Genomic DNA, 21817 nt, shown 5'->3' with positions numbered 1-21817 from the left:
TTAGTATGGACGCGGAGAAGCCTTGGCGCAAGTGTTATTGCCAAACAATTTTGGTTCGGGGTGGATCATCTGAGCGAGCGTCTGCCGGAAACGGCCCAAAAGTGAGCGAGCGTCTGCCGGAAACGGTGCAAAAGTGAGCGAGCGTCTGCCGGAAACGGTCCAAAAGTGAGCGGGCGTCGGGTTTCAACAAAAGGGGGCGGGTGCTGCTTAGGCGCTCAGCTCGGCCCGGAGGGGGTATTCCTTGCTGTCAAGGAGAAGCTGCGTGCAGCGTCCGGTTTCCGGGTTTAGCACGATGGGGGCCGCGAGATTGACCGTGGTCTTTTCCGGAGTCGGGTTGACCACCACCAGGGTGGTTACCAGCTCAGCCCGGTCCAGCCCGAGATCCTCCAACGTCGAGCGGGGGATGGCGGGCGCGTAGTCCGGAACGTAAACGGCGGCCTCGGCCAGGAACATCCGGATGCGCGGGCTGGCCGACTCCATCGCGTAGAGTCCGGGGGCGCCGTCGATTCCCCGCAAAGCGAAGTCAGAAGCTTCAAGCCCCGGCATGGGCGCGGTGAAGCTCAACTCCCGGGAAGCCTGTGCCGTGCTCATTTGAGGAAATCCATGAGCGTGGGCTGGAGTGTCTTGGCGGTGACCGCGAGGGCAACCTGGTAGTTGGTCTCCTGCAGCTTCAAGTCCATGACGACCTTTCCGATGTCTGCGTCTTCAATTCCGGAGCGCTGTGCGTCGAGCGACGCCTTCAGTCCATCGACGGAATCCTGGGCGCGCATGAGTTTGGTCTGCCTGGCACCGACGTCCGCGCGTCCGTTGACGACCGACTTGATCTTGTCACCGATCGCCGTCAAACGGCTGCTGACATCCGCACCGGAGCGGATATCCGCGACGACGTTGCTCACCAAAGCGAAAACCGAGCCGGCGCCGTCACCGAAGATCGCACCGCCGTCGGCGTCTACCCGCATCGTCTGCGTTGCGTCAATCCGCCGTTCTACTGTCCCGCCCGGTGTTCCGTTGTACGCAGGCGGCGCGGCGCTGCTGAATGCGCCAGCGGAATCGGAACTTCCAGCGAAGACGTTGCGACCCAGGTACTGCGTGTTTGCCTGGGCGAGGAGGTCCTTGTTGAGGCCTTCGATTTCGACGGCGATCGCCTCCTTGGCGGTGTTGTTCAGGGAACCGTTGGAAGCCTGGACCGTGAGGTCCCGGACCCGGTTGAGTATGTTGGTGGCTTGACCGAGGGCCGCGTCCGCGGTCGTCAGCCAGCCATTGCCATCGTTGATGTTGTTCGAATACTGTCCGGCGGCGCTGAGCTGGCTTTTCGTAGCGAGCAGGTTCGCCGTGGCTGCGGGATCGTCCGAGGGCCTGGTGATGTTCTTGAGGTTGCTGGCCTTGTCCTGCAGCGCGGCGAGCTTGGCCTGCCCGGCCTGCAGGTTAAACTGCGCGGCCGCGGACATCGTTTGGTTCGTGACACGGTTCAGCATGGCTTACCTTCCCACCAATCCGGTGTGGTTGATCAGGACGTCGAGGGCTTCATCCACGGCGGTCATGGCCCGGGCAGCCGCTTGGTAAGCGTGCTGGTTGCTCAGGAGGCTGATGTTCTCCTCGTCGAGGCTGACGGACGCCCCGGAGGAACGCTGCCCGACGGCGGCAGTGCTCGCCGCGTCGGCGAGCTGCTGGTGCTGCTGTGCCGATTGGGACGCCGTGCCGATTCCTGTGACGATTCCGGACCACAAGGCGTCAGGGGATCCTTGCCCGGTGCCGATTTGGGCAACCGCGTCCGCGATCTTGCCGTCGAGGGCGCCGGAGCCGGGGCTGCCGGTCGCGATTCCTGCGGCGCTCGTCGGGACAACGGTGAGTGACAAGGCTGCCGGGGCACCAGGGGTGGTCGCGAAGAAATCGAGGTTTGAGGCACCGGTGGTGGACAGCCCGGTGCGGTGCGCGGCATTGACGTCGTTCATGAGTGTGGTGGCGAACGCGTTGTAGGAAGCGGCGGCCTCGGAGATGGCGCCTCCCGCGCCTCCCGCCGCGGCGGGGGCAAGGAGGGAGACCGCGCCGGCGAGCTTTCCGCCGTCGAGAGGAACCGCCACACCGGGGCGATCGGCCCATTCCAAGTGCACCGCTGAGCCCGGCGCGCCCATGCTTGCCTGGCCGCTCAAAGTGAGGTCGCGGTGGGAAGTACCCGAGACGATGGCGTTGCCGCCGACGAAGACATCCACCGTGCCGTCGGCGTTGTCCCGGACGGTTCCACCCGCGAGGGAGGCGATGGTTTCAGTCACCTTGTTGCGGGCGTCGATGATCTCATTGGCGGAGCCGCCCGAGGCTGTGACGGAACGGATCGTTGCGTTGAAACCGGCCACCCGGGCTGCGGCATCGTTCAGGGTGGCGACGGTGCTTTGGGCTTCTCCGCGAATCCGCGTCCACTGTGAATCCAAGGCCTTGTAGCCAGCCGACACGGTATTGGCGAGGGTGGTACCGGCTTGCAGCAGCACGCCGGCCGGGGCTGCTTCGCCCGGGTGGTTGGAGACTCCCTGCCAGGAGGACCAGAAAGTCTGCAGCGCCGTCGATATTCCGGCGGGCCCGGGCTCGTTCAGCGAGCCTTCGAGTTGCTGGAGTTCGGTGGAGCGATAGCCGGCGTAACCGGCCTGGGCGGCGCCGGAGCGCACCCCGGCATCGAGGAAGCTGTTGCCCAGGCGGGCGATCCCGTCCACCGACACGCCTTGACCGGCTTGGGCGCCCGTTGCGAAGAGGCCCGTGCGCGCGGGTGCGCCGACGGCCGATTGCTCGATCCGCTGCCTGGTGTACCCGTCAGTGCCGGCGTTGGCGATGTTCTGTCCGGCAACGTTGATGCCTTGCTGCGCCGCGGTGAGGCCCAGGTAGGCCGTATTGAGTCCGCCGAATGTGCTCACTGCTTTGTCCTTTGGGTGATCCGGGCCCTTGGTGGTCCGGCCTTTTGTTGTCCGGCCGTGTTCCGGTCAGAATTGCTGGTCGAAAAGGCGGGACGGGGTTGAGTCCGCGGTCCTGCCCTGGGAACCGGTCCGACCGTGGGAGTCGTAGGTCCCGGCCGCCGGCTTCAGATCCGCCATGGTTTCCTGGGTGGAACGGACGGCAGCGCGAAGGAACTGCTCATTTGAATCACGCAGCTCCTTGATGGTGGCGGTCTGCTGCTGCATCGCGTTCAGGTGCGAGGACAGGACATCAGCCCAGGCTTCTTCCGGAGCAGACGAGGCCAGCTCGCCCAGTGAAGATTCGGCAGGCAAGCCCCATTGCTCTGCCACCGCCGCCACTTCCACCGCCCTTGCAAGCCCGGCCTTGGACAGGTGTCCCAGGACCTGTTCCACTTCCCGAGTGCCATGCGGCAACCAACGGGATTTGCCCGCCGTGAGGAGCAGTTGCTCTTCCTCCAGCTTGAATGTCAGCAGATCCAGTAGCTCACGTTCTCGCCACAGCAGGGCCGACAGTTCATGGATGGCCATGTCGGGTCAACTCCAGTTCCGGGTTGGTTTCTCGGGTGCGTTGCCGCGGGAAAGCACTTCCCCTGTGCCTTCGCCGCGTTGAAAACAACTATCGGCTGCCGCGGCCAATGCGTTAGGCGTTGTTTATGCATGATTTATTCACTTTGTCCAGTCAAGTGACGCGCGGTGGATCTTGTGGCCCGCGGCAAATTTTCCTCCGGCTTTTTGCTAACCAAAGGCGACCGTTGTTCCGATAACCAGAAGTGACAGGCCACGGACGGCCTGGGAGTACCAGCAGACCCAATCACGGAGGAATACATCATGGGCATGGCAATCAACACAAACCTGATGGCGAACAACGCTTACGGCAACCTCAACCGCACGCAGAACGACGTGTCAAAGTCGATGGAGAAGCTCTCCAGCGGCCTGCGCATCAACCGTGCAGCTGACGACGCAGCAGGCCTGGCAATTTCGGAAGGCCTCAAGTCCCAGGTCAGCGGCTCGGCAGTCGCCGCCCGTAACGCCCAGGACGGCATCTCGGTCATCCAGACCACTGAAGGTGCACTGACTGAAGTCCACTCGATCCTCCAGCGCATGCGTGACCTCGCTGTCCAGGGCTCGAACGACACCAACAACGCCGCATCCCGCTCAGCGATCAAGGGTGAAGGTGACTCGCTCGGCAAGGAACTGGACCGTCTCACGCAGTCCACCCAGTTCAACGGCATCGACCTGCTCAAGGGTGCGGCTGGAAACAGCGGCGCGGCCCTGAACATCCAGGTCGGCACCGGCGGTAGCGCCAACGACAAGATCGCCGTGAACCTCGGTGACGTCGCAACCGCCGTCGGAACCGGCGCTACGGGCCTCTCCGGCGCCGCAGGTGCTGCAGGCTTCAAGGTGGACACGAGCGCCAACGCCCAGCTCACCATCGCTGCTGTTGACACCGCCATCGCGGCAGTTTCGGCTCAGCGCGCCGACTTGGGTGCAACCCAGAACCGTTTGGAGCACGCCACGAAGACCCTCCAGGTCTCCGGTGAAAACCTGCAGGCGGCCGAGTCCCGCATCACGGACACGGACATGGCTTCGGAAATGGTCAAGTACACCAAGGCCAACATCATGTCCCAGGCCGGCACCGCAATGCTGGCCCAGGCCAACCAGTCCGGCCAGGGCGTTCTCTCGCTCCTGCGCTAAAACCTTCCGGTAGCAGACCGGTAATAAGCGAATGGCGGCCAGGGCGGGAACACCCCCTTGGCCGCCATTCGCGTCCGGATCCCGCCCACATAACCAACCCATCCGGAAGGACCAAACGTGGCAAGCTCGATCGACGGCCTCGCCAGCGGCTTGAACACCACCTCCATCATTAATTCGCTCATGGCGGTGGAGGCACAACCGCAGACACAACTGAAGACGAAGCTAGCGTCAGACCAGACAATGATTTCGACCCTTCAGTCGCTCAACTCGAAGTTGTCATCACTGAGGGACCTCGCGAGCGGCGACTCAGCCGTGAACGCCTTGAACTTGTTTAGCGCCACCACGAGTTCGCCCTCGCTCAGCGCGACGGCGACCACCTCCGCGACCGCAGGCTCCATCGACGTCACAGTCACCCAGCTGGCCCAGAGCCAAGTGGACGTCACCGCAGCCATGAGCAGCTGGCCCACGGACGGCTCGGGTGCCCCCGCGCCCCTGACACTCGTCGACTCCACGGGAAAACAGACCGAGCTCACGCCCGCATCCACCTCTCTTGACGACGTCGTAACGGCAATCAACGCCGCGTCCGGCCCGGCTCGTGCCGTGAAGGTCCCGGCAGGCAACGGAGCCTATCGCCTTCAACTGACCACAACCACCTCAGGCGCGGCTGGAGCCTTCAGCGTCTACCAGGGCACGGCAGCGCAGGTGAGCGCGGGCACCGCGACCGACCTGATGGCGGACCCTTCCGCCGCCGTCGTCAAGGCCGCCCAGGATGCCAAAGCAACCCTGTACGCAGGCACTCCGGCGGCACAGACAATCGCGTCCGGAACCAACACCTTCACCGACTTGCTTCCCGGCGTGTCAGTGACGGCCTCCGCCGTCACCGCAGCACCGGTGACCGTGAACATTGCGAGCGACTCCGCAGGGATCACCAAAAAGGCAGGGGACTTGGTGAACGCGGTCAATGACGTCCTCGGCTTCGTGTCCATCTACAGCGCGGTGACCCAGACGACCGACGCTAATGGCGCCTCAGCGGCCAGCGGCGGGATCTTCAGCGGCAACAGCGGTGTCCGCTCGGTCAACGACCAAGTCTTCTCAGCCATGTCGATGCCCGTGAACGGGAAGTCTCCCTCCGAATACGGAATCAATGTCACGAGGGATGGAAACTTCACCTTTGACGCGGCCAAGCTCCAATCGTCCTTGGCTTCGGATCCGGCGGGGACGCAGGCAGCGCTCCAGACCATTGCGTCCCGGGTGTCCGACGCTGCCACCAGCGCTACCGATCCGTTCACCGGCTCGGTAACCGCCCTGATCAAGGGGCAACAATCCGAAGTGGCTGACCTGGGCAGCCAGATTTCGGACTGGGACCAGCGCCTGGCCACCAGGCGGCAGACCCTGCAAACCACGTACAACGCCATGGAAGTCGCCCTTGGCCAACTCAACGCCCAGCAATCATGGCTCACAGGCCAGATTGCCGGCCTTTCGAGCTCAACGAAGTAAGGAGCGTAAAGCATGACCTCCACAGCCCTCCGCGCCAGCCAGCTTTCCCGGTACAACGACGACGCCGTCCTCTCGGCCCCGCCGGCCAGGCTCCTCACGATGCTTTATGACCGGCTGCTCCTGGACCTGAACCGCGCCCAGTTCGCCCAGGAGAATGCCAACTGGGGTGTCGCAAGCGAAAACCTGCTGCATGCCCAGTCGATCGTCACCGAGCTGTCCTCCACCCTGAAGACCGATGTTTGGGATGGGGCATCCGGGCTGCTGAGCATCTACCAGTACGCGATGGAAGCCATGATCGGCGCAAACATCTACCGTGACGTCAACCGGACCAAGGAATGCATTGTGCTCTTGGAACCGCTCCGGCAAGGCTGGCACGACGCCGCGTCGCAGCTGCCTGTCCAGGCCACGGTATCCGGCACGGCAAGGACGAACGGCACGCTCGGTGTGGGCTGATCCGGTTCAGGAATGGTCCGGAATCCTGGACCGGCTTGAAGCAAACATCGCCTTGGCCGTCTCCGGCGGCGAGCCCGAGCCATGGAATCCGCCCGCCGAGGCCGAGACCGGACCACTTCCTGAAGAGCTGGCGGACCGGGCACACCGGATCCTGGACGCGCAAATGGAGTCCATGGCCATGCTCGGCAAGGTCCGCAACGACGCGCTCGCCCACTTGGACGCCCTCAACGCCGTCCCGGACAGCCAAAGTTCAGCCCGCCCGCTGTTCCTCGACGTGCAGGGCTGAAGAGAAGTATCGAAAACAATCCCCTAATCGGCTAACGGATGCCCCGTGCTTGCCGATGGTGGAAGTTGAGCAGGGATGCTCGATGCACGGCCACGGATCGGCCTCTTCATACTATTCGCGAAGGCAGGCCGTCGTGTTCGAGTCAGTGACTTCTGTTGCCCTTGGTAGCGCCCTGGACGGGCTCTCATTGCGCCAGCGCACCATTGCCAACAACATCGCCAACATCAACACGCCGAACTACCACGCCAAAAGGGTCCAGTTCGAAGACGCACTTGCGGCCTCGGTGAGCGCCGGAGACGGGCAGGCCGCGCCCACAGTCACTACCTCCCAGGAACCCACCCAGCTCAACGGCAACAACGTGAACCTGGACACCGAAACCCTCTCGAATGTGGACACCGTCTTGCGCTACCAGTTCGCCTCCCGGGCCATCGGCGAGCAATTCACCGCACTCCGCACGGCCATGAGGACCAGCTGATGACTTTCGACGCGATCGGGATTGCCGGCTCCGCGCTGACTGTCCACCGCAAATGGCTCGACGCCGTTTCCGACAACCTGGCCAACATGAATACCGTCACGCGCACCAGCGGCAAGGCGTTCCAAGCCCGCTACGTCGAAGCCGCCGAGGGCAGCGACGGAAACGGCGTGTACGTCAAGAGCACCCCCCAAGGCAGCGCAACCGGCAGGCTCGTGTACCAGCCTGACCATCCGCTTGCCGATGCCCAGGGCTATGTCCGTTACCCGGACATCGACCTCGCCGAACAGATGGGTGCCCTGATTGTGGCGCAACGCGGCTACCAGGCCAACGCCCAAGTGGTGGACCGCGCCCGTGAGACTTACCAGGCAGCGCTTGAGATAGGAAAATCCTGATGGCTTTGGACCCGATCGGCGCAATTCAAGGCGGCGGGGGGCTTTCCGTGCAGGGCGTCACCGGCACCGGGTACCTGGGCGGCACCGGCAACGTCAGCGGAACCGCCGGGGCGGCGGGAAGCAACGGCTTTGCGACGGCGCTGACCGGTGCCGTGGACAACCTCCAGTCCCTGCAATCGACGTCGAACCAGCTGGCAGTATCAGCGGTGACGGGCAACCTTGACGACATCCACAAGGCGACGATCGCTGCCACCCGCGCCCAGATCACCATGGAGCTTGTCTCCACGGTACGGAACAAGGGCGTTGACGCGTTCAACGAGATCATGAGGATGCAGGCCTGATGCCTCCACAGATTGCCGCCTTCTTCCGCAAGATGGGCGATGAATTCAAGGGGTTCACTGCCGGGCAGCGCACCATCGCCATCATCGGCATCGCCGTTCTGGTGCTCGGCGGAGTAGCCCTGTCAGCGTGGTTGGGCAAGCCGTCCTACTCGCCTTTGTTCTCCGGGTTGAAGGACACGGACGCCAACGGGATCGTGGAGCAGCTACGTAAGGACAATGTCCCGTACGAGCTCAGCAACGGCGGTTCCACCATCCTGGTTCCCGATGACAAGGTCAACGATGAACGGCTGAAAGCGGCAGCCGCGGGCCTTCCGGCGGCCGCGGCCACCGGCTATTCACTGCTCGACAAGCTTGGCGTGACCTCGTCCGAGTTCCAGCAGTCGGTAACCTACAAGCGCGCGCTCGAGGGCGAACTCGCCACCACCATCCAGGCCATGGACGGAGTGAAGACAGCGGCCGTGCAGTTGGCCATTCCGGCCAAAACAGTGTTCGTTGACAAGGCTCCCGACGCCACGGCATCCGTGTTCGTGGAAACGCAGCCGGGTGTCACCCTGTCTGCCGATAAGGTCCAGGCGATTGTGCACTTGACGTCCGCCGCGATCGAAAACCTGAAGCCGACCAACGTGACCGTGGTGGATTCCCAAGGCAACGTCCTCTCCACTGTGGGAGGGGGAGCCACTGGTTCCGCGTCCAAGCAAGCCGCCGACTACCAACAGCGCACGTCCGACTCGGTGAAGGCCGTGCTGGACAGGGTAGTGGGACCGGGCAACGCCACCGTCGCCGTCGCCGCCGACGTGACCGCCGAGTCCGCGCAGCAGCGCAGCGAGACGTTCTCCACAGCCAAGGATGCCGCTCCGCTGAGCGAGACCACCAAGACCGAGAAGTACACGGGAACCGGCGGCGGCGCCTCCGGTGTCCTTGGTCCGGACAACATTGCCGTGCCGGGCGGAACCAACGGCAATGGAACCTTCGACTCCAGCGACACCACCAAGAACAACGCCGTCAACAAGGTCACGGAAGACCGCACTATTCCGCAAGGCGCCGTGAAACGCCAGACCATCTCAGTGGCCATCAACCAGTCGGCGGCGGCGGGACTCAACGTCAACTCCGTCAAGGCACTCGTCACTTCCGCGGCCGGCGTCGACCCCACCCGCGGCGACGTAGTGACGGTTGAAGTGCTGCCCTTCAGTACATCGGCTGCAGACGCGGCGGCTCAAGCACTGGGCGCGGCCAAAGCGCAAGCCGACGCCAAGCAGCAGTCGGATTTGATGAACACGCTCATCCTGGCCGGCAGCATCCTGCTGGCAGTGGTAGCGCTGATTGTGCTTATGCTGATCCTCCTGCGGCGCCGGCAGCGCCGCGAACCGGTTGACCTTGGCGAACGGCTTGACTACGAAATGCTGCCCCAAGCCGTCTCCACACCGGCGCTCGAAGGACCGCCAGCCACGACGGCGATCGAACTGCCGCCAGTGCATCCCGTTCCGGCGTTGCCGATGCATGCGTTGCCGATACCAGGCGCCGAGGCTCTCGACGGCGAGCGGCGGCGGGCCCAGATTGAGGCCATGGTTGCCGAGAACCCGGCCCGGACCGCCGATTACCTGCGTGGGCTCATGGATGAAAGGCAGTCGGTATGAGGGCCGGGGAGTTGGACGTAAGCGGCTTGACCGGTGCCCAGAAGGTGGCCGTGGTGCTGATGCAGATGAGCCCGGGCAGCGCAGCTTCCGTCATGACCCAGTTCTCCGAGTCCGAGGCCGAGGACATCGCCGCCGAGATCGTGCGCTTGCGCCGCGTCTCCTCATCCGTGGCGGACCGCGTCATGACCGAGTTCCACGACCTTGCCGTTAGCGGACGCCGCACGGCCCGCGGCGGCCAGGAATTCGCCGTCGGCCTCCTGGAAGCGTCCTTCGGCGCGGACAAAGCGGCCGGTTTCATGGACCGTCTCGCGTCCACCATGGCCGGGAAGTCCTTCGAATTCCTGGAAATGATGGATTCCGGCCAGCTCCTGGCCCTCATCGACGGCGAGATGCCGCAGACCATTGCCTTGATCCTGGCTCATTTGCGGCCGGGCAAGGCTTCCGCTGTCATGGCCGGCCTGGGCGACGTGCAGCGGAGCGAGGTGGCCCGTTGCATCGCCACGATGGGAATGGCGTCGCCGGAGGCCGTGGGCATCGTGGCCGAGACCCTCAAGGTTCGCGCCGGGGCCGTCATGTCGCAAAGGAAGTCGAGCGAAATTGTCGGGGGCATCCAGCCCCTCGTTGACATCATCAACCGCTCCGACATCAACACCGAACGCTCCGTGCTGGAAGGCTTGGAAACGCTCGATCCGGAGCTGGCCACGGAAGTGCGCGCCCGGATGCTGACCTTCGTGGACATCGTGAAATTGGAACGCCGCGACATCCAGCAGATCCTGCGTGGCGTCAATGCCGAAGTGCTCGCTGTCGCCATGAAGGGTGCCCCAGCAGTGGTGCTCGAGGCCGTACGCACCAACGTGTCCGGCCGCAACCTCGAAATCCTGGAAGCCGAGATGGCTTCCGCCGGGCCGGTGCGCGCCTCCCAGGTTGAAGAGGCCCGGGCAGAAATTGTCCGTTCCATCCGTGAGCTGGAAGCCGAAGGCGCCATCGTCGTCCGGCGCGGCGAAGAAGACGACTATGTCTACTGAGGCTGAACTCCAGCGGGTGGTCTTTCCGGACATCCAGCCGGCCGCGCGATCGCGCAAGGAGGACCGGGGCTACACCCAAGGACACGCGTCAGGTTACGCAGCCGGGATCCAGGCTGCAGCTGCGGAACTGCGCCGTCTGCGCGAACAGTTTCACGCCGAACACCGCGCAATGCTCGACGCCGGACGCCTGGCTGTGGCGCAAGCTGTCCGCGTGCTCGAAGCTGCCGCCACCGCGTCCCAGCAGCGCCGCGGCGCTGTGTTGGAGGAAGCACAGGACGTGTTGGCAGCCAGCGCGATGGAGCTTGCCGAAGCCCTCCTGGGCTACGAACTCAACGACGGCGGGAACACCGCCCGCGCCGCGTTGGCCCGTGCCTTTGGTGCCGTGTCCGGAGTGGAAACCGTGACCGCCGTGCGCCTCCACCCGGCGGACCTTGCCGCGCTGGACGCCGTCGACGTCGGGAGCGTGGCCGGCGTCGAACTCAAGGCCGATGCCGCACTGAACCCCGGCGATGCGATCGCGGAATATCCGCAGGGTTGGCTCGACGCCCGGCTCAGCACCGCTGTGGACAGGGCCAAGGCAGCCTTGCTGGGGAACGACGCATGAGCATTACCGAATACCGGCCGCACGCGGGCCGTTTCCGCGCAGCCCTCGCCGCCGCGGCACCGCAGCGCGTAGGTACCGTGACGTCCGTGCTGGGCCTCGGCCTGGAGGTCTCCGGGTTGGACTGCGCGGTGGGGGATCTGGTGACCGTGGGCGAGGCGCCAGGGCTCGACGCCGAAGTGGTCGCCTCGATCAGTGGGGCCGTGCGATGCATGCCGCTGGGACGGTTGACCGGAGTGGCCGCGGGAGACCTCGCACGTTCCAAGGGCGCTCCGATCCTGGTCCCTACCGGCCGCGGCCTCTTCGGGCGCGTCTTGGATGGGCTCGGGCGTCCGATCGACGGCAAAGGCCCCTTGCCCGCAAGCCCCAAGGTCCCTCTCGACAATGAAACGCCGTCGGCCATGCACCGCGCCCGGGTGGACACCCCGCTGCAGACCGGCGTCCGCGTCCTGGACACCATGGCTACTCTTGGCCGCGGCCAGCGCATGGGGCTGTTCGCCGGCTCGGGCGTCGGAAAGTCCTCCCTGCTGTCCATGATCGCCCGCGGCACGGACGCCGAAGTGTCCGTGATTGCCTTGGTGGGGGAGCGCGGACGTGAAGTGCGCGAGTTCCTGGAAGACGACCTGGGCCCCGAAGGCCTGGCCCGCTCCGTGGTGGTTGTTGCCACGTCCGATGAGCCTGCCCTCATGCGCCTGCGCGCCGCCGTCACGGCCACCCGGATTGCCGAATCGTTCCGCGAAGCCGGCCAGGACGTGGTGCTCATGATGGATTCGCTCACCCGCGTAGCCATGGCCCAGCGCGAAATCGGCCTGTCCGCCGGTGAGCCGCCCGCCACCCGCGGCTACCCGCCGTCGACCTTTTCCGTGCTGGCCCGGCTCCTGGAACGCGCCGGGACCGCCGAAACCGGATCCGTGACAGGTATCTACACGGTGCTCGTGGACGGCGATGACCACAACGAACCGATTGCCGACGCCGCCCGCTCGATCCTGGACGGGCACGTGGTCCTGGACCGGAAGCTCGCCGTCACGGGGCACTTTCCCTCGGTGGACGTGCTTGGATCGGTGTCCCGTGTGGCCTCCAAGGTCAACTCCGCTGATCGCATCGCGCTCGCGGCCTCCTTGCGCAAGGTCCTCGCCGCGCGGCGCAGCGCCCAGGACCTGATCGACGTCGGCGCTTACCACCGTGGCAGCAATCGCTTGGTTGACGCGGCACTGGACCACGAAGCCGCCATCAATGGATTCCTGCAACAGAGCATGGACGAATCCACACCATACAGCGAGTCGTGGCCGGAGCTCTTCCGCCTCTCAGCAAGCCTCGAAGGAGCCGCGTGAACCGTCAATTCTCCCTGGCCGGGCTGTTGCGCCTGCGCCAGACACAGCAGGACGCCGCCGCCAGTGGACTGGCCCGCGCCAACTCCCGGACCGCATCCTTGCGATCCCGCCGGGCTACGGCCCGGGAGGAGCTGGCCGAGTCCGCCGGAGCTGCTGGAAGCTCCGCGTCGCTCTTGGCCATCGCGGCCTCCCGCGCGTCCGCGCAAAGCATGTTGGCCGAGCTTGACGCCTTGGCCGCCAGTGCGGAGGCCGAAGCCGCAGAGGCCCGCGCGGAATACACCGAAGCCAAGCGTCGCGCCGTAGGACTCGAGAAGCTCGAAACCCGCCATGGAGCCGCCTTCGAGGCTTCCGCGCTACGCGCCGAGCAAGGGGTCCTGGACGAGATCGCGTCCTCCGCTTGGCACCGGAAGGCCACCTCATGAGCATGACCGAGGCCATCGGCCGCATCCAGAGCATCGAGTCGATGTTGCAGCAACTGAGCCAAGGCGTCCGCCCACAGACCGCGACCAGCGGGACAGCAGACCCTTCCGCGGGCACCGCTTCTTCCCCGGACGCGGCGTCCTTCGCACAGGCGTTGAGCTCCGCCGTCGGGGGCTCGACGACGCCTGACGTGGGCCAGCTTGCTTCTTCTTCGGGGCTCGACGGCACTACCGCCCTCTCGGGCCTCTCCGGTACCGCGGGCACGGGGGCGCTTTCGGGTGCCGGCACTGGCGCTGTCACGGGCGATGCCGTAGTGGCCGACGCCAAGAAATACGTGGGTGTGCCCTACGTTTGGGGCGGCACGAACCCGGCAGTGGGCATGGATTGCTCCGGCTTCGTGCAGCGCGTCTTCAAGGACCTTGGCGTCGACCTGCCGCGCGTCGTCAGCGACCAGATGCGGCAAGGCACCCCCGTGGCGTCCTTGGCCCAAGCCAAGCCCGGCGACCTGCTGGTCAGTTTCGGCGGCGAACACATCTCCATCTACCTCGGTAATGGCAAAGCGATCGATGCGCCCGTGCCCGGCCAGACCATCCAGATCCGCGATGCGTGGGAACAGCAGTCCAATCTGACCGCCATCCGCCGCATTGTCCCCGCGGGAGGCTCGTGATGCAGTTGCCTCCGGCGGGTGCGGCCTCTCCGCGTCCGGCCGTTCCCGGCTCTCCAACTGTGCCGCAGCCTGGCGCCGCCGCCGGTTTTGAGGCCGTGATGAACGGCGTGCTGGCGTCCGACTCGAAGACCTCCGATGGGACCACACAGCAAGCGCCCGACGGCGGCGCTCAGGGAAAGCCTGCCGCCGACGGTCCCGGGACGATCGCCCGAGCCGCCAAACCGGAAGGGTCGAAGGTCGCCAAGGACACGGTTGATGCGGCTGACACTTTGGGCGCGGTGGGTGCGGTGGGTGCGGCCAGTGCGGTGGCCGCTGTTGTGGGCGGACTCGCGATGGCCGGAGTCGCCCCGGAGACCGCTGCTTTGCAGGCGAGCGGACCGGGCGTTGCTGTGCCGGTCAAAGAAGGTGTCGTTGACGGTACGGCCCCAGCCAAAACGATTGCAGGCACCTCGGAAACAGCAAGTCTTGTCGTTGGGATGCCTGCGGGCAGCACTCAGGCGGCGCCGGCTGTTACTTCCTCCCCGGCGCCCGTGATCCCTACTCCCACTGTGCGGGCTGCGCTGGTCGGGAACCCTGGTCAAAGCTCACCCCAGCCTGGTCCGATTCCGACCAGCCCGCTGCCTGCCAACCCGCTGCCCCCTGGCCTCGAACCCAGGGTCAACGTGACCGCAGCCCGATCACACGAGTCCGGCACCGCCGTCGTACGTCTCGCCGGGAAACCCGCGACGCAACAGGATCCGCAGCCGGTCCTCGGGCAGGGCGCCCCGGGCGCCCCGATACCCGGGCTTCCCGCGGGGATTCAGGCCGGAATTCCGGGGCTGGTGCAGCCCGCGTCGCCACTCCAACAAGCCGCTTCGACAGCCCCGCCAGGCATGGCAACGCCCACACCCCAGGCAGACCCGGCGAAACTGCTGCCCCAAGTGTCCGGGCCGCTGTTCTCGCTGGCATCGGCAGCGCCCGGCGCGCACGTCATGACCTTGAAGCTGTCCCCGGAAGACCTCGGTCCGCTGACGGTCCGGGCGCATATCGAGGGCGCAGGGGTGCGGATCGAATTGTTCGCCCCCGGAGACGCCGGCCGTGAGGCTGTCCGCAGCATCCTGCCGGAACTACGGCGGGAACTCGGGGAATCAGGCTTCGGCGCCAGCCTCGACCTGTCCGAACGCAACGCTCCCGCCGATGCCGGTGCGGGCGGCTCGGACCCCCGGGACCGGCGCCCGGCGGAAAGCCCTGCCTTCCCACGGGGCAGCGACGGCGAGTCGGTTCGCCTGCCGCGGACCGCCGTCGTACTTCCCCGAAGCAGTACCAGCAGCCTGGACATTCTCGTCTGATAAAGGAGAGCCAATAGTGACCATCCAAGCCATCGCGGCAAGCAGCGGAGTCCAGCCTGGAACCACCGCGCCCAAACCCGCGCAGACCATGGACTCGAGCATGTTCATGTCCCTGCTGGTGACACAACTGAAAAACCAGGACCCGAGCGCCCCCATGGACACCAACCAGATGATGAGCCAGACCGTGCAGCTGTCCATGATGGAGAAAATGACGGAGCTCACCACCGACGCCAAGGAGAGCTTTTCGCTCCAGATGCGCAGTGCTGCGGCACAAATCATCGGCCACAACGTCAGCTACGCGCTCGCGGACGGGACGAAGGGATCGGGCGTCGCGAGCTCGGTTTCCTTTGCGGCCGGAACCCCCACTGTGGCGGTCGGGGGAGTGAACGTTCCGCTCGATTCGATCAGCGGGATGACGGCAACATCCTCGCCCGCCGCCTGACGCTCCACAATCTCCCCGAACCACCCGAAGAAAGGCAACACCATGCTTCGTTCGCTGTACTCCGGAATCTCCGGCCTCCGTGCCCACCAGGCGATGCTGGACGTCACGGGAAACAACATCGCCAACGTGAACACGGCCGGCTTCAAGGCTTCCTCCACCCAGTTCCAGGACACGCTGTCGCAAATGACCCAGGGCGCGGGCGCCCCGCAGGCCGAAACCGGTGGCACCAACCCCGCCCAAATCGGCCTCGGGGTGCGCGTCGCGGGAGTCAGCACCAACTTCAGCCAGGGTTCATCGCAGAACACCGGGCGAGCCACTGACATGATGATCTCCGGCGACGGGTTCTTCATCACGAGCAAGGCCGGCCAGCAGCTCTACACCCGCGCCGGTGCCTTCGACATGGACGCGGCCGGCCGCCTCGTAAGCCCCGACGGCGGCATCCTGCAGGGCTGGTCGGCAGCCAACGGTGCGGTGAACCTGGGAGGTCCCGTTGGCCCGATCGCACTCTCGCCCAACACGACGTCGGCCGCCGTCGCCACCACCAAGGCCTCGCTGGACGGCAATCTGCCGTCCGACGTAGCCGTGGGGACCAGCGTCGAGCGCCAGGTCAAGATCTTCGGCGCCGACGGCGCCTCCCGCAGCCTGACGCTGACGTTCAGCCGATCTGCGGGCGGCTGGGATGTGGCCGGGGCAGATGCGAACGGCGCCATAGGCAACTCGACACTTACGTTCGCGAACGGCGCGCTGACCTCGGGCGGTGCCATGACCGTCGGCGGCATAACAGTGGACATGTCCACTGTTACCGGCTTCGCCGCCATGAGCACGCTCACGGTCGGCAGCCAGAACGGATCCGAGGCAGGCAAGCTGGAGTCCTTCACTCTCGGCGGCGACGGCTCGCTCATCGGCTCGTTCAGCAACGGTGCCAAGCAGGTTCTGGCACGCGTGGCCCTCGCCCGCTTCACCAACCCCGGCGGCCTCGAGAAAGCCGGTAGCTCGACGTACGTGGCCACCGCCAACTCCGGCGCCACCCAGTTGGGCGCGCCGGGCGACGCCGGACTCGGCACCTTGACTGCCGGAGCCTTGGAGATGTCCAACGTGGATCTCTCCCAGGAATTCACCAACCTGATCGTGGCCCAGCGCGGCTTCCAGGCGAACGCCCGCATCATCACGACGTCGGATGAGGTTCTGCAGGAGCTGACGAACCTGAAGCACTAGCGCTTGCCGGGCCGGCGTCACGCCACGCACTTTTTTGGCGCCCGAACTCCGCCAAAGCCGCGGAATCCCGGGCTTGCGGTCCGTTGGTGGCGCCGAAAACCTGCTCGGCGTGACGCTGCCCTTCAGTCATTGCTGCACAACTTAGAGGCCGGCGACCCCGTTCGGAGTGCCGACGCCCGTGGGTCCGTCCCATCCGGTACCGGACAGGCACCATTGGCTCGTGGAGCAAGTGCCCGTCGAACCCGAGGCGACGTCATTGAATTTCCCGGAGTTTGTGTACGGGAGGGAGTTGGCCAGCGCCGTGGAGCTGCCGGAGTTTCCGGAAAGCGCATACATGGCTGCGATCAGCGGTGAGGACAAGCTCGTGCCTCCATACTGGGCCCACGACGAGGTGGTACTGCTGCTCGGCGCATAGACCGCCAATCCGGTCTGCGGATCTGCGACGGCGGCGACGTTCGCAGAGGCGCGCTTGCCGCATCCCGTGCCGAACGTAGCTGCTGCCGGCAACGCGGCATTGACACTTGAGCATCCGGATCCCGAGCCGGACCAGGCAGACTCGCCCCACCCGCGTGTGCTGGTGTTCTTGACCAACGATGTGCCTCCCACCGCGGTGACGTAACTCGAGGAAGCGGGGTAGGACGAGCCGGAGTACCCGTTGTCACCGGTTGACGCCGTTACGGCGATGCCCGGGTGGTTGTAGTAGGCGCCGTAGCTGGAGTCTGAGGAATCCCCGCCGCCGTAGCTGTTGGAAATCGCCGCGACGCCTGGTTGTTTGGCGGCCGTTGCCACGGCTGTACCAAGATCGCTGATGCTGGCCGTTGTAGCCTGCACAACGAGGATCTTGCAGTCCGGGCACGCTGCCGAGACGGCATCGACGTCGAGGGCGGTTTCGTCGGCCCATCCGGAATTGAACCTGGGAAGCTTGCTGCCGCCGTTTTGGTCCTTGATGGTGAGGCAGCCGTTGCTGACCGTGCATGCCGGAAGACCGAACTGTGAGCGGTAGACGCCGAGATCGCGTTCAAGGTTCGGATACCCATAGGCATCTACGATTGCGACGGTCCGGCCGCCGGACTTGAGGCCAGCGATGTTGTAGGCGCTCTGTATATCCGCTGGGGTCTTGCCGGTGGCGGGCGGCGTGCTCGAAGCGGGCTTGGCTTGTCCTCCTTGCGCCAGCGCCTTGGCCGGGGCCGTCGAATCATCGACGTATTTGAGCGCAAAACACGACGCAGCGCCGCTTGGGACATCGGCGCAGACCCTCTCCGCATGCCAATTGGCGGACGGAGATGGTTGGGCAACTGCCGCCGGCGCCGTTGCCGAGACCGCACTCAGCAATAGCAACAACGCACCAATCACTACTCTTGTCACCCACGTCACATGCACCCCCCGTGGTTTCAGGGGCCTCCGCGGAGCGGAGATTCACCGTTGGATTACCGGTGGTTGGTGTGACGAGGACTGTGGATGTGTTCGCGGCGGAAGCCAAGGCCGACGATGCGGCCCAGTAGACGTTTGACCGGTGGCATGTGGCTGATGAGCCGCATGAGTTGGATCGGTGGGCTTGTTTGGGCGAGGCGAGCGAGCTGGCGGGTCTGCTGTCGCTGCAAGGCCTGTGCAAGACGTACCGCGGGTTCGCGTCGTCGTTGCAGGCGCTGGAGGTCCGCGACGGCGATGGTGCCCCTTTGCAGCGGTACTGCGAGGTGATTGGCCGTGGCGACGGCGTCGGCGATCGCGTAATTCACCCCGGCGGCGCCGGCCGGTGACATGGCGTGCGCGGCGTCGCCGATACATAACAGGCCGGGCTGGTACCAGCGGCGCAGCCGATTGGAGCGCACCGAGAGCAGCTTGATCTGGTCCCAGTCGGTCAGCGCGGCCAGGCCGGCGGCCAGGAAGGGTGCGGCATGTGCCACCCGGTCTCGGAACGCGGCCAGGCCCGCGGCCTGAACCTGCGTGAGTGTTCCTTTTCCGATGATCGTGCCGCACTGCCAGTAGTCGCCGCGGTCGATGGCGAGCACGATCTGCCCGCCGCCGAGGTAGCCCAGGGTCGGCGGCGCATCCTGGCTGCGTGGCACGCGGAACCACAACACGTCGATCGGCATCGCGAACTCCCGAACAGGCAGGTCCGCGTGTTCCCGGATAACGGAGAACCGGCCGTCACACGCAACCGTGAGATCTGCGCGGATCTCCACATCGCCTTGGGCGGTGCGCGCGCGTACGCCGATCACTTGCTCGCCGCGGCGCAGCAGGCCGGTTGCCTCGGTGCTCATTTCCAGTCGGAAGGCGGGGTATTGCCTGGCCTGGGCGGCCAGAAAGTTCAGGAAGTCCCACTGCGGCATGAACGCCATGAACTTGCAGCGGGTGGGCAGGTGCCGGAAGTCCACCAGCCCGAAGGTCTGTCCGTCGATGCCGAGGCGCAGTTCCGGTATCTCTGTGTGCGGCAGGCGCAGAAACTCTTCCAGCAAACCCAGTTCGGCCAGTACGTCGGTGGTCGCCGGATGGATGGTGTCGCCCCGGAAGTCGCGGAAGAAATCGGCGTGCTTCTCAAGCACTGTCACCTCGACTCCCGCGCGGGCCAGCAGATAGCCAAGCATCATGCCGGCCGGCCCGCCACCGACCACACAACAGCGCGTGTCCCAAGAACGTGGGCCGGGACCGGGTGTGGTTTCGGATTCGCTGGGCATCTCTAGCTCACCCCATCGAGCGGCTGAGGCCGTCGAGGATGAGGTTTAGCCCGAAGTCGAATTCGTCCCCGAAATCGTAGCCGGGCTTGAGGACGTGTTCGGTGGCGATCTCGATCATGTGGGGGTATTGCCCGGTCGAAAAGCGTTCAACGATCGGCGCTGTGATCTCAGTGGCGGTGTCCCGGCCGTCAAAAGGCAGGGCGGCTTCCTGTAGCGCGAATCCGTAGATGTAACTGTCGAGCAGGGCGTAGGCATGGGCTGTCATCTGAACGGAAAAGCCTGCTGCCCTCAAAGTCGCCAGCGTCGCTTCGTGGTGGCGCAGGTTGGCTTCGCCCGGGGATGAACGGCTTTCCAGCAGCCCGACTGCCCACGGATGGCGTTTGAGCGCGCTGCGCACCGCGTGGGCCCGTCGGTACATTTCCTCCCGCCAGTCGCCCGCGGGGGAGGGAAGTTCGATTTCGCTGAAGACCATGTCCACGATGCCATCCAGAATCTCATCCTTATTGGCCACGTAGTAGTAGAGCGACATGGGCTTGGTTTCCATGCTTTGGGCGAGCGAGCGGATGGTCAGCGCTGCGATTCCGGACTCGTCGGCGAGATCCACAGCGCAGCCGAGCACCCTTTCGCGGCTCAGCGGAAGGCGCCGCCGGGGGAGGGGCTGTGCAGTGTCCGGCATCGGGACTCCTTGGGCTCTAGCGGTTTAGTACATTGTACGATAATCTCTTTTAGTACAGCGTACGAAAAGCTACGCACCCCATTGACTGGAAAGGAACGGCCATGACCTCTGGTCAGCATGCTGCGGAGACTCCGATTTCGGGCGGCTCGCCCGCGGCGCAGCCGCATGCGTCCGGCACGATGCGGGCCATCGTGCAGGAGGCTTACGGCTCCGCCGACGTCCTGCACATGGCGCAGATTCCCACGCCGAAGATTGCCGAAAACGAGGTGCTGGTTCGGGTCCACGCTGCGGGCCTCGACCGGGGGACCTGGCATGTAACCCGGGGCCTGCCCTACGCGCTGCGCCTGGCCTTCGGCATCCGCGCCCCGAAAAACCCCGTCCCCGGGCTGGACCCGGCAGGCACGGTCATGGCGGTCGGAGCGGCAGTGACCCGGTTCGCCGTCGGGGACCACGTCTTCGGGGTCGGGAAGGGCGCTTTCGCCGAGTACGCGACGGCCCGCGAAAGCCAGCTCGCGCTCAAACCGGCGAACATCAGTTTCGAACAGGCCTCGGTGGTCCCGGTTTCCGCCTGCACTGCGCTGCAGGCTCTTCGCGCCGCGGGCCAGGTAGCGCCGGGACAGAAGGTGCTGATCCTTGGCGCCTCGGGCGGAGTAGGCAGTTACGCTGTTCAGCTCGCCAAAGCAGCCGGGGCCGAGGTCACCGGCGTTTGCAGTACAGCCAAAATGGACCTGGTGCGCTCGCTCGGCGCAGACCACGTCCTCGACTACACCAAGCAGGACTTCGCCGACGGCACTGAACACTATGATCTGATCCTGGATATCGCCGGAAACCCCACCCTGGCTCGCCTCCGCCGGGCTCTCACCCCTACCGGCACGGCCGTTATCACCGGCGGCGAAGAAGGCGGCTCCTGGACGGGCAGTATCCACAGGCAATTCAGGGCCCTGGCGCTGTCTCCGTTCATCAGTCAGCGGTTCGCCATGGTCATGGCGACGCAAGGCGCTGCAGACCTCGAATATCTTGCCGGGCTCATCGACGCCGGAACCCTCACCCCGACTGTCGACCGCAGCTATCCTCTGGAGCAGGTTCCGGACGCCATGCGCTATTTCGACGCCGGCAAAGTGCGGGGGAAAATCGCCATCACCATCCAAGAAGCTCAAGGCGGCTGAAGCAGGCACTGGCAGTACCCGGTATAACAGGCACTCCCACGCGGACGCGGGGACTGGTTTTCTTGAATCAGTCAATCACGGCACTAGCGAAAGGAAGACACGATGAAACTCGTTCCCCCTACCCCCACGGCCAAAGCCCCGCAGGAGAGGTTCACGGGAGATGTCGACCTCAACTCCCTCCACAACGGCGAGGCCCCTTCGCGTCTCGTGGCGGCGATGGTCCGCTTCACCCCCGGCGCCCGTACGAACTGGCATTCCCACCCCCTTGGCCAGACCTTGCACTGCACAGACGGCGTCGGATTCGTTGCTAGCCGGGACGGGAGTGTGATCCTCATGCGCGCAGGGGACACGGTCCACACGCTGCCCGGCGAGGAACACTGGCACGGCGCCACCCAAGACAACATGATGTGCCACCTGGCTTTGGTGGAGCACGACAACGGGGAGAGCGCCACGTGGCTTGAACCCGTCAGCGACCAGGACTACGAAGCCGCGCACGCCAAAGCCAGCCGATAACCCTGCTCTGCGTGACGCCCGGGCAGCCCGCACCACACACTGAGTT

Annotated in this window: 25 protein-coding genes; 18 read left to right on the top strand and 7 right to left on the bottom strand. The window is 65.4% G+C overall.

Annotated elements, in window-relative coordinates:
* Positions 1–207: 207 nt before the first annotated feature.
* From ABH924_RS04490 to ABH924_RS04475, 4 genes are all read right to left on the bottom strand, one after another.
* Positions 208–591, bottom strand: coding sequence for a flagellar assembly protein FliW (locus tag ABH924_RS04490; RefSeq protein ID WP_404497209.1), 384 nt, complete (start codon positions 589–591; stop codon positions 208–210).
* Positions 588–1475 carry a flagellar hook-associated protein FlgL gene (flgL, locus tag ABH924_RS04485; protein ID WP_404497207.1) on the bottom strand — a complete coding sequence of 296 codons (888 nt, stop codon included), beginning with the start codon at positions 1473–1475 and terminating at the stop codon, positions 588–590. The genes ABH924_RS04490 and flgL overlap by 4 nt, the downstream gene beginning before the upstream one ends.
* Before the next feature lie 3 nt (positions 1476–1478).
* Positions 1479–2900 (bottom strand): flagellar hook-associated protein FlgK, encoded by a 1422-nt coding sequence (gene flgK / locus ABH924_RS04480; protein ID WP_404497206.1) that lies wholly within the window; start codon positions 2898–2900, stop codon positions 1479–1481.
* Between the two features lie 66 nt (positions 2901–2966).
* The gene (locus ABH924_RS04475) at positions 2967–3467 is read right to left on the bottom strand and encodes a flagellar protein FlgN (RefSeq protein ID WP_234751446.1); all 501 of its coding nucleotides are present in this window, start codon (positions 3465–3467) and stop codon (positions 2967–2969) included.
* A gap of 300 nt (positions 3468–3767) precedes the next feature.
* On the opposite strand from ABH924_RS04475, the gene ABH924_RS04470 reads away from it, so the two are divergent.
* The 16 genes from ABH924_RS04470 to ABH924_RS04395 all read left to right on the top strand — a co-directional run bounded on the left by ABH924_RS04470 (position 3768) and on the right by ABH924_RS04395 (position 16741).
* Entirely contained in the window at positions 3768–4634 is an 867-nt protein-coding gene (locus ABH924_RS04470) for a flagellin (RefSeq protein WP_284982081.1), read from the top strand.
* A 117-nt stretch (positions 4635–4751) separates the two neighbouring features.
* On the top strand, positions 4752–6131 hold the full coding sequence (fliD, locus tag ABH924_RS04465) for a flagellar filament capping protein FliD (RefSeq protein ID WP_404497203.1): 1380 nt from the start codon (positions 4752–4754) through the stop codon (positions 6129–6131).
* Between the two features lie 12 nt (positions 6132–6143).
* A complete protein-coding gene (fliS, locus tag ABH924_RS04460) occupies positions 6144–6584 on the top strand; it encodes a flagellar export chaperone FliS (protein WP_234751449.1) in 441 nt (146 codons plus the stop codon).
* On the top strand, positions 6574–6870 hold the full coding sequence (locus tag ABH924_RS04455) for a hypothetical protein (RefSeq protein WP_404497201.1): 297 nt from the start codon (positions 6574–6576) through the stop codon (positions 6868–6870). Before fliS ends, ABH924_RS04455 begins: the two co-directional genes overlap by 11 nt.
* Before the next feature lie 133 nt (positions 6871–7003).
* On the top strand, positions 7004–7345 hold the full coding sequence (locus ABH924_RS04450; RefSeq protein WP_234751452.1) for a flagellar basal body rod protein FlgB: 342 nt from the start codon (positions 7004–7006) through the stop codon (positions 7343–7345).
* Positions 7345–7737: a flagellar basal body rod protein FlgC gene (locus ABH924_RS04445; RefSeq protein ID WP_234751453.1), complete on the top strand. Its 393-nt coding sequence runs from the start codon at positions 7345–7347 to the stop codon at positions 7735–7737. The genes ABH924_RS04450 and ABH924_RS04445 overlap by 1 nt, the downstream gene beginning before the upstream one ends.
* Positions 7737–8078 (top strand): flagellar hook-basal body complex protein FliE, encoded by a 342-nt coding sequence (gene fliE / locus ABH924_RS04440; RefSeq protein ID WP_234751454.1) that lies wholly within the window; start codon positions 7737–7739, stop codon positions 8076–8078. The genes ABH924_RS04445 and fliE overlap by 1 nt, the downstream gene beginning before the upstream one ends.
* The gene (gene fliF / locus ABH924_RS04435) at positions 8078–9712 is read left to right on the top strand and encodes a flagellar basal-body MS-ring/collar protein FliF (RefSeq protein ID WP_404497199.1); all 1635 of its coding nucleotides are present in this window, start codon (positions 8078–8080) and stop codon (positions 9710–9712) included. Before fliE ends, fliF begins: the two co-directional genes overlap by 1 nt.
* Entirely contained in the window at positions 9709–10737 is a 1029-nt protein-coding gene (gene fliG / locus ABH924_RS04430) for a flagellar motor switch protein FliG (protein ID WP_234751456.1), read from the top strand. Before fliF ends, fliG begins: the two co-directional genes overlap by 4 nt.
* Entirely contained in the window at positions 10727–11341 is a 615-nt protein-coding gene (locus ABH924_RS04425; RefSeq protein ID WP_404497197.1) for a FliH/SctL family protein, read from the top strand. Before fliG ends, ABH924_RS04425 begins: the two co-directional genes overlap by 11 nt.
* Positions 11338–12669: a FliI/YscN family ATPase gene (locus ABH924_RS04420; RefSeq protein WP_404497195.1), complete on the top strand. Its 1332-nt coding sequence runs from the start codon at positions 11338–11340 to the stop codon at positions 12667–12669. The genes ABH924_RS04425 and ABH924_RS04420 overlap by 4 nt, the downstream gene beginning before the upstream one ends.
* Positions 12666–13091: a flagellar export protein FliJ gene (gene fliJ, locus ABH924_RS04415; RefSeq protein WP_234751461.1), complete on the top strand. Its 426-nt coding sequence runs from the start codon at positions 12666–12668 to the stop codon at positions 13089–13091. Before ABH924_RS04420 ends, fliJ begins: the two co-directional genes overlap by 4 nt.
* Complete coding sequence (locus ABH924_RS04410) at positions 13088–13756, top strand: C40 family peptidase (protein ID WP_404497193.1); 669 nt, start codon at positions 13088–13090, stop codon at positions 13754–13756. Before fliJ ends, ABH924_RS04410 begins: the two co-directional genes overlap by 4 nt.
* Positions 13756–15084: a flagellar hook-length control protein FliK gene (locus tag ABH924_RS04405; RefSeq protein WP_404497191.1), complete on the top strand. Its 1329-nt coding sequence runs from the start codon at positions 13756–13758 to the stop codon at positions 15082–15084. Before ABH924_RS04410 ends, ABH924_RS04405 begins: the two co-directional genes overlap by 1 nt.
* 16 nt (positions 15085–15100) lie before the next feature.
* Positions 15101–15526 (top strand): flagellar hook assembly protein FlgD, encoded by a 426-nt coding sequence (locus tag ABH924_RS04400; protein WP_404497190.1) that lies wholly within the window; start codon positions 15101–15103, stop codon positions 15524–15526.
* 42 nt (positions 15527–15568) lie between these two features.
* Entirely contained in the window at positions 15569–16741 is a 1173-nt protein-coding gene (locus ABH924_RS04395; RefSeq protein ID WP_404497188.1) for a flagellar hook protein FlgE, read from the top strand.
* 141 nt (positions 16742–16882) lie between these two features.
* On the opposite strand, the gene ABH924_RS04390 is transcribed toward ABH924_RS04395, so the two are convergent.
* From ABH924_RS04390 to ABH924_RS04380, 3 genes are all read right to left on the bottom strand, one after another.
* On the bottom strand, positions 16883–18106 hold the full coding sequence (locus tag ABH924_RS04390) for a hypothetical protein (protein WP_404497186.1): 1224 nt from the start codon (positions 18104–18106) through the stop codon (positions 16883–16885).
* A gap of 62 nt (positions 18107–18168) precedes the next feature.
* On the bottom strand, positions 18169–19416 hold the full coding sequence (locus ABH924_RS04385) for an FAD-dependent oxidoreductase (protein WP_404497184.1): 1248 nt from the start codon (positions 19414–19416) through the stop codon (positions 18169–18171).
* Positions 19417–19423: 7 nt separating this feature from the next.
* Positions 19424–20092, bottom strand: coding sequence for a TetR/AcrR family transcriptional regulator (locus tag ABH924_RS04380; protein ID WP_404497182.1), 669 nt, complete (start codon positions 20090–20092; stop codon positions 19424–19426).
* A gap of 101 nt (positions 20093–20193) precedes the next feature.
* On the opposite strand from ABH924_RS04380, the gene ABH924_RS04375 reads away from it, so the two are divergent.
* A complete protein-coding gene (locus ABH924_RS04375; protein ID WP_404497180.1) occupies positions 20194–21258 on the top strand; it encodes an NAD(P)-dependent alcohol dehydrogenase in 1065 nt (354 codons plus the stop codon).
* A gap of 102 nt (positions 21259–21360) precedes the next feature.
* Positions 21361–21771, top strand: coding sequence for a cupin domain-containing protein (locus ABH924_RS04370; protein ID WP_404497179.1), 411 nt, complete (start codon positions 21361–21363; stop codon positions 21769–21771).
* Positions 21772–21817 lie beyond the last annotated feature (46 nt).

Origin of the sequence: Arthrobacter sp. GAS37, assembly GCF_044908325.1 — a bacterium.
In the GTDB taxonomy this organism is placed as follows: Bacteria; Actinomycetota; Actinomycetes; order Actinomycetales; family Micrococcaceae; genus Arthrobacter; species Arthrobacter ramosus.
Note: the sequence above shows the minus strand (reverse complement) of the source record. Positions and strands in the feature narration are given on the sequence as shown.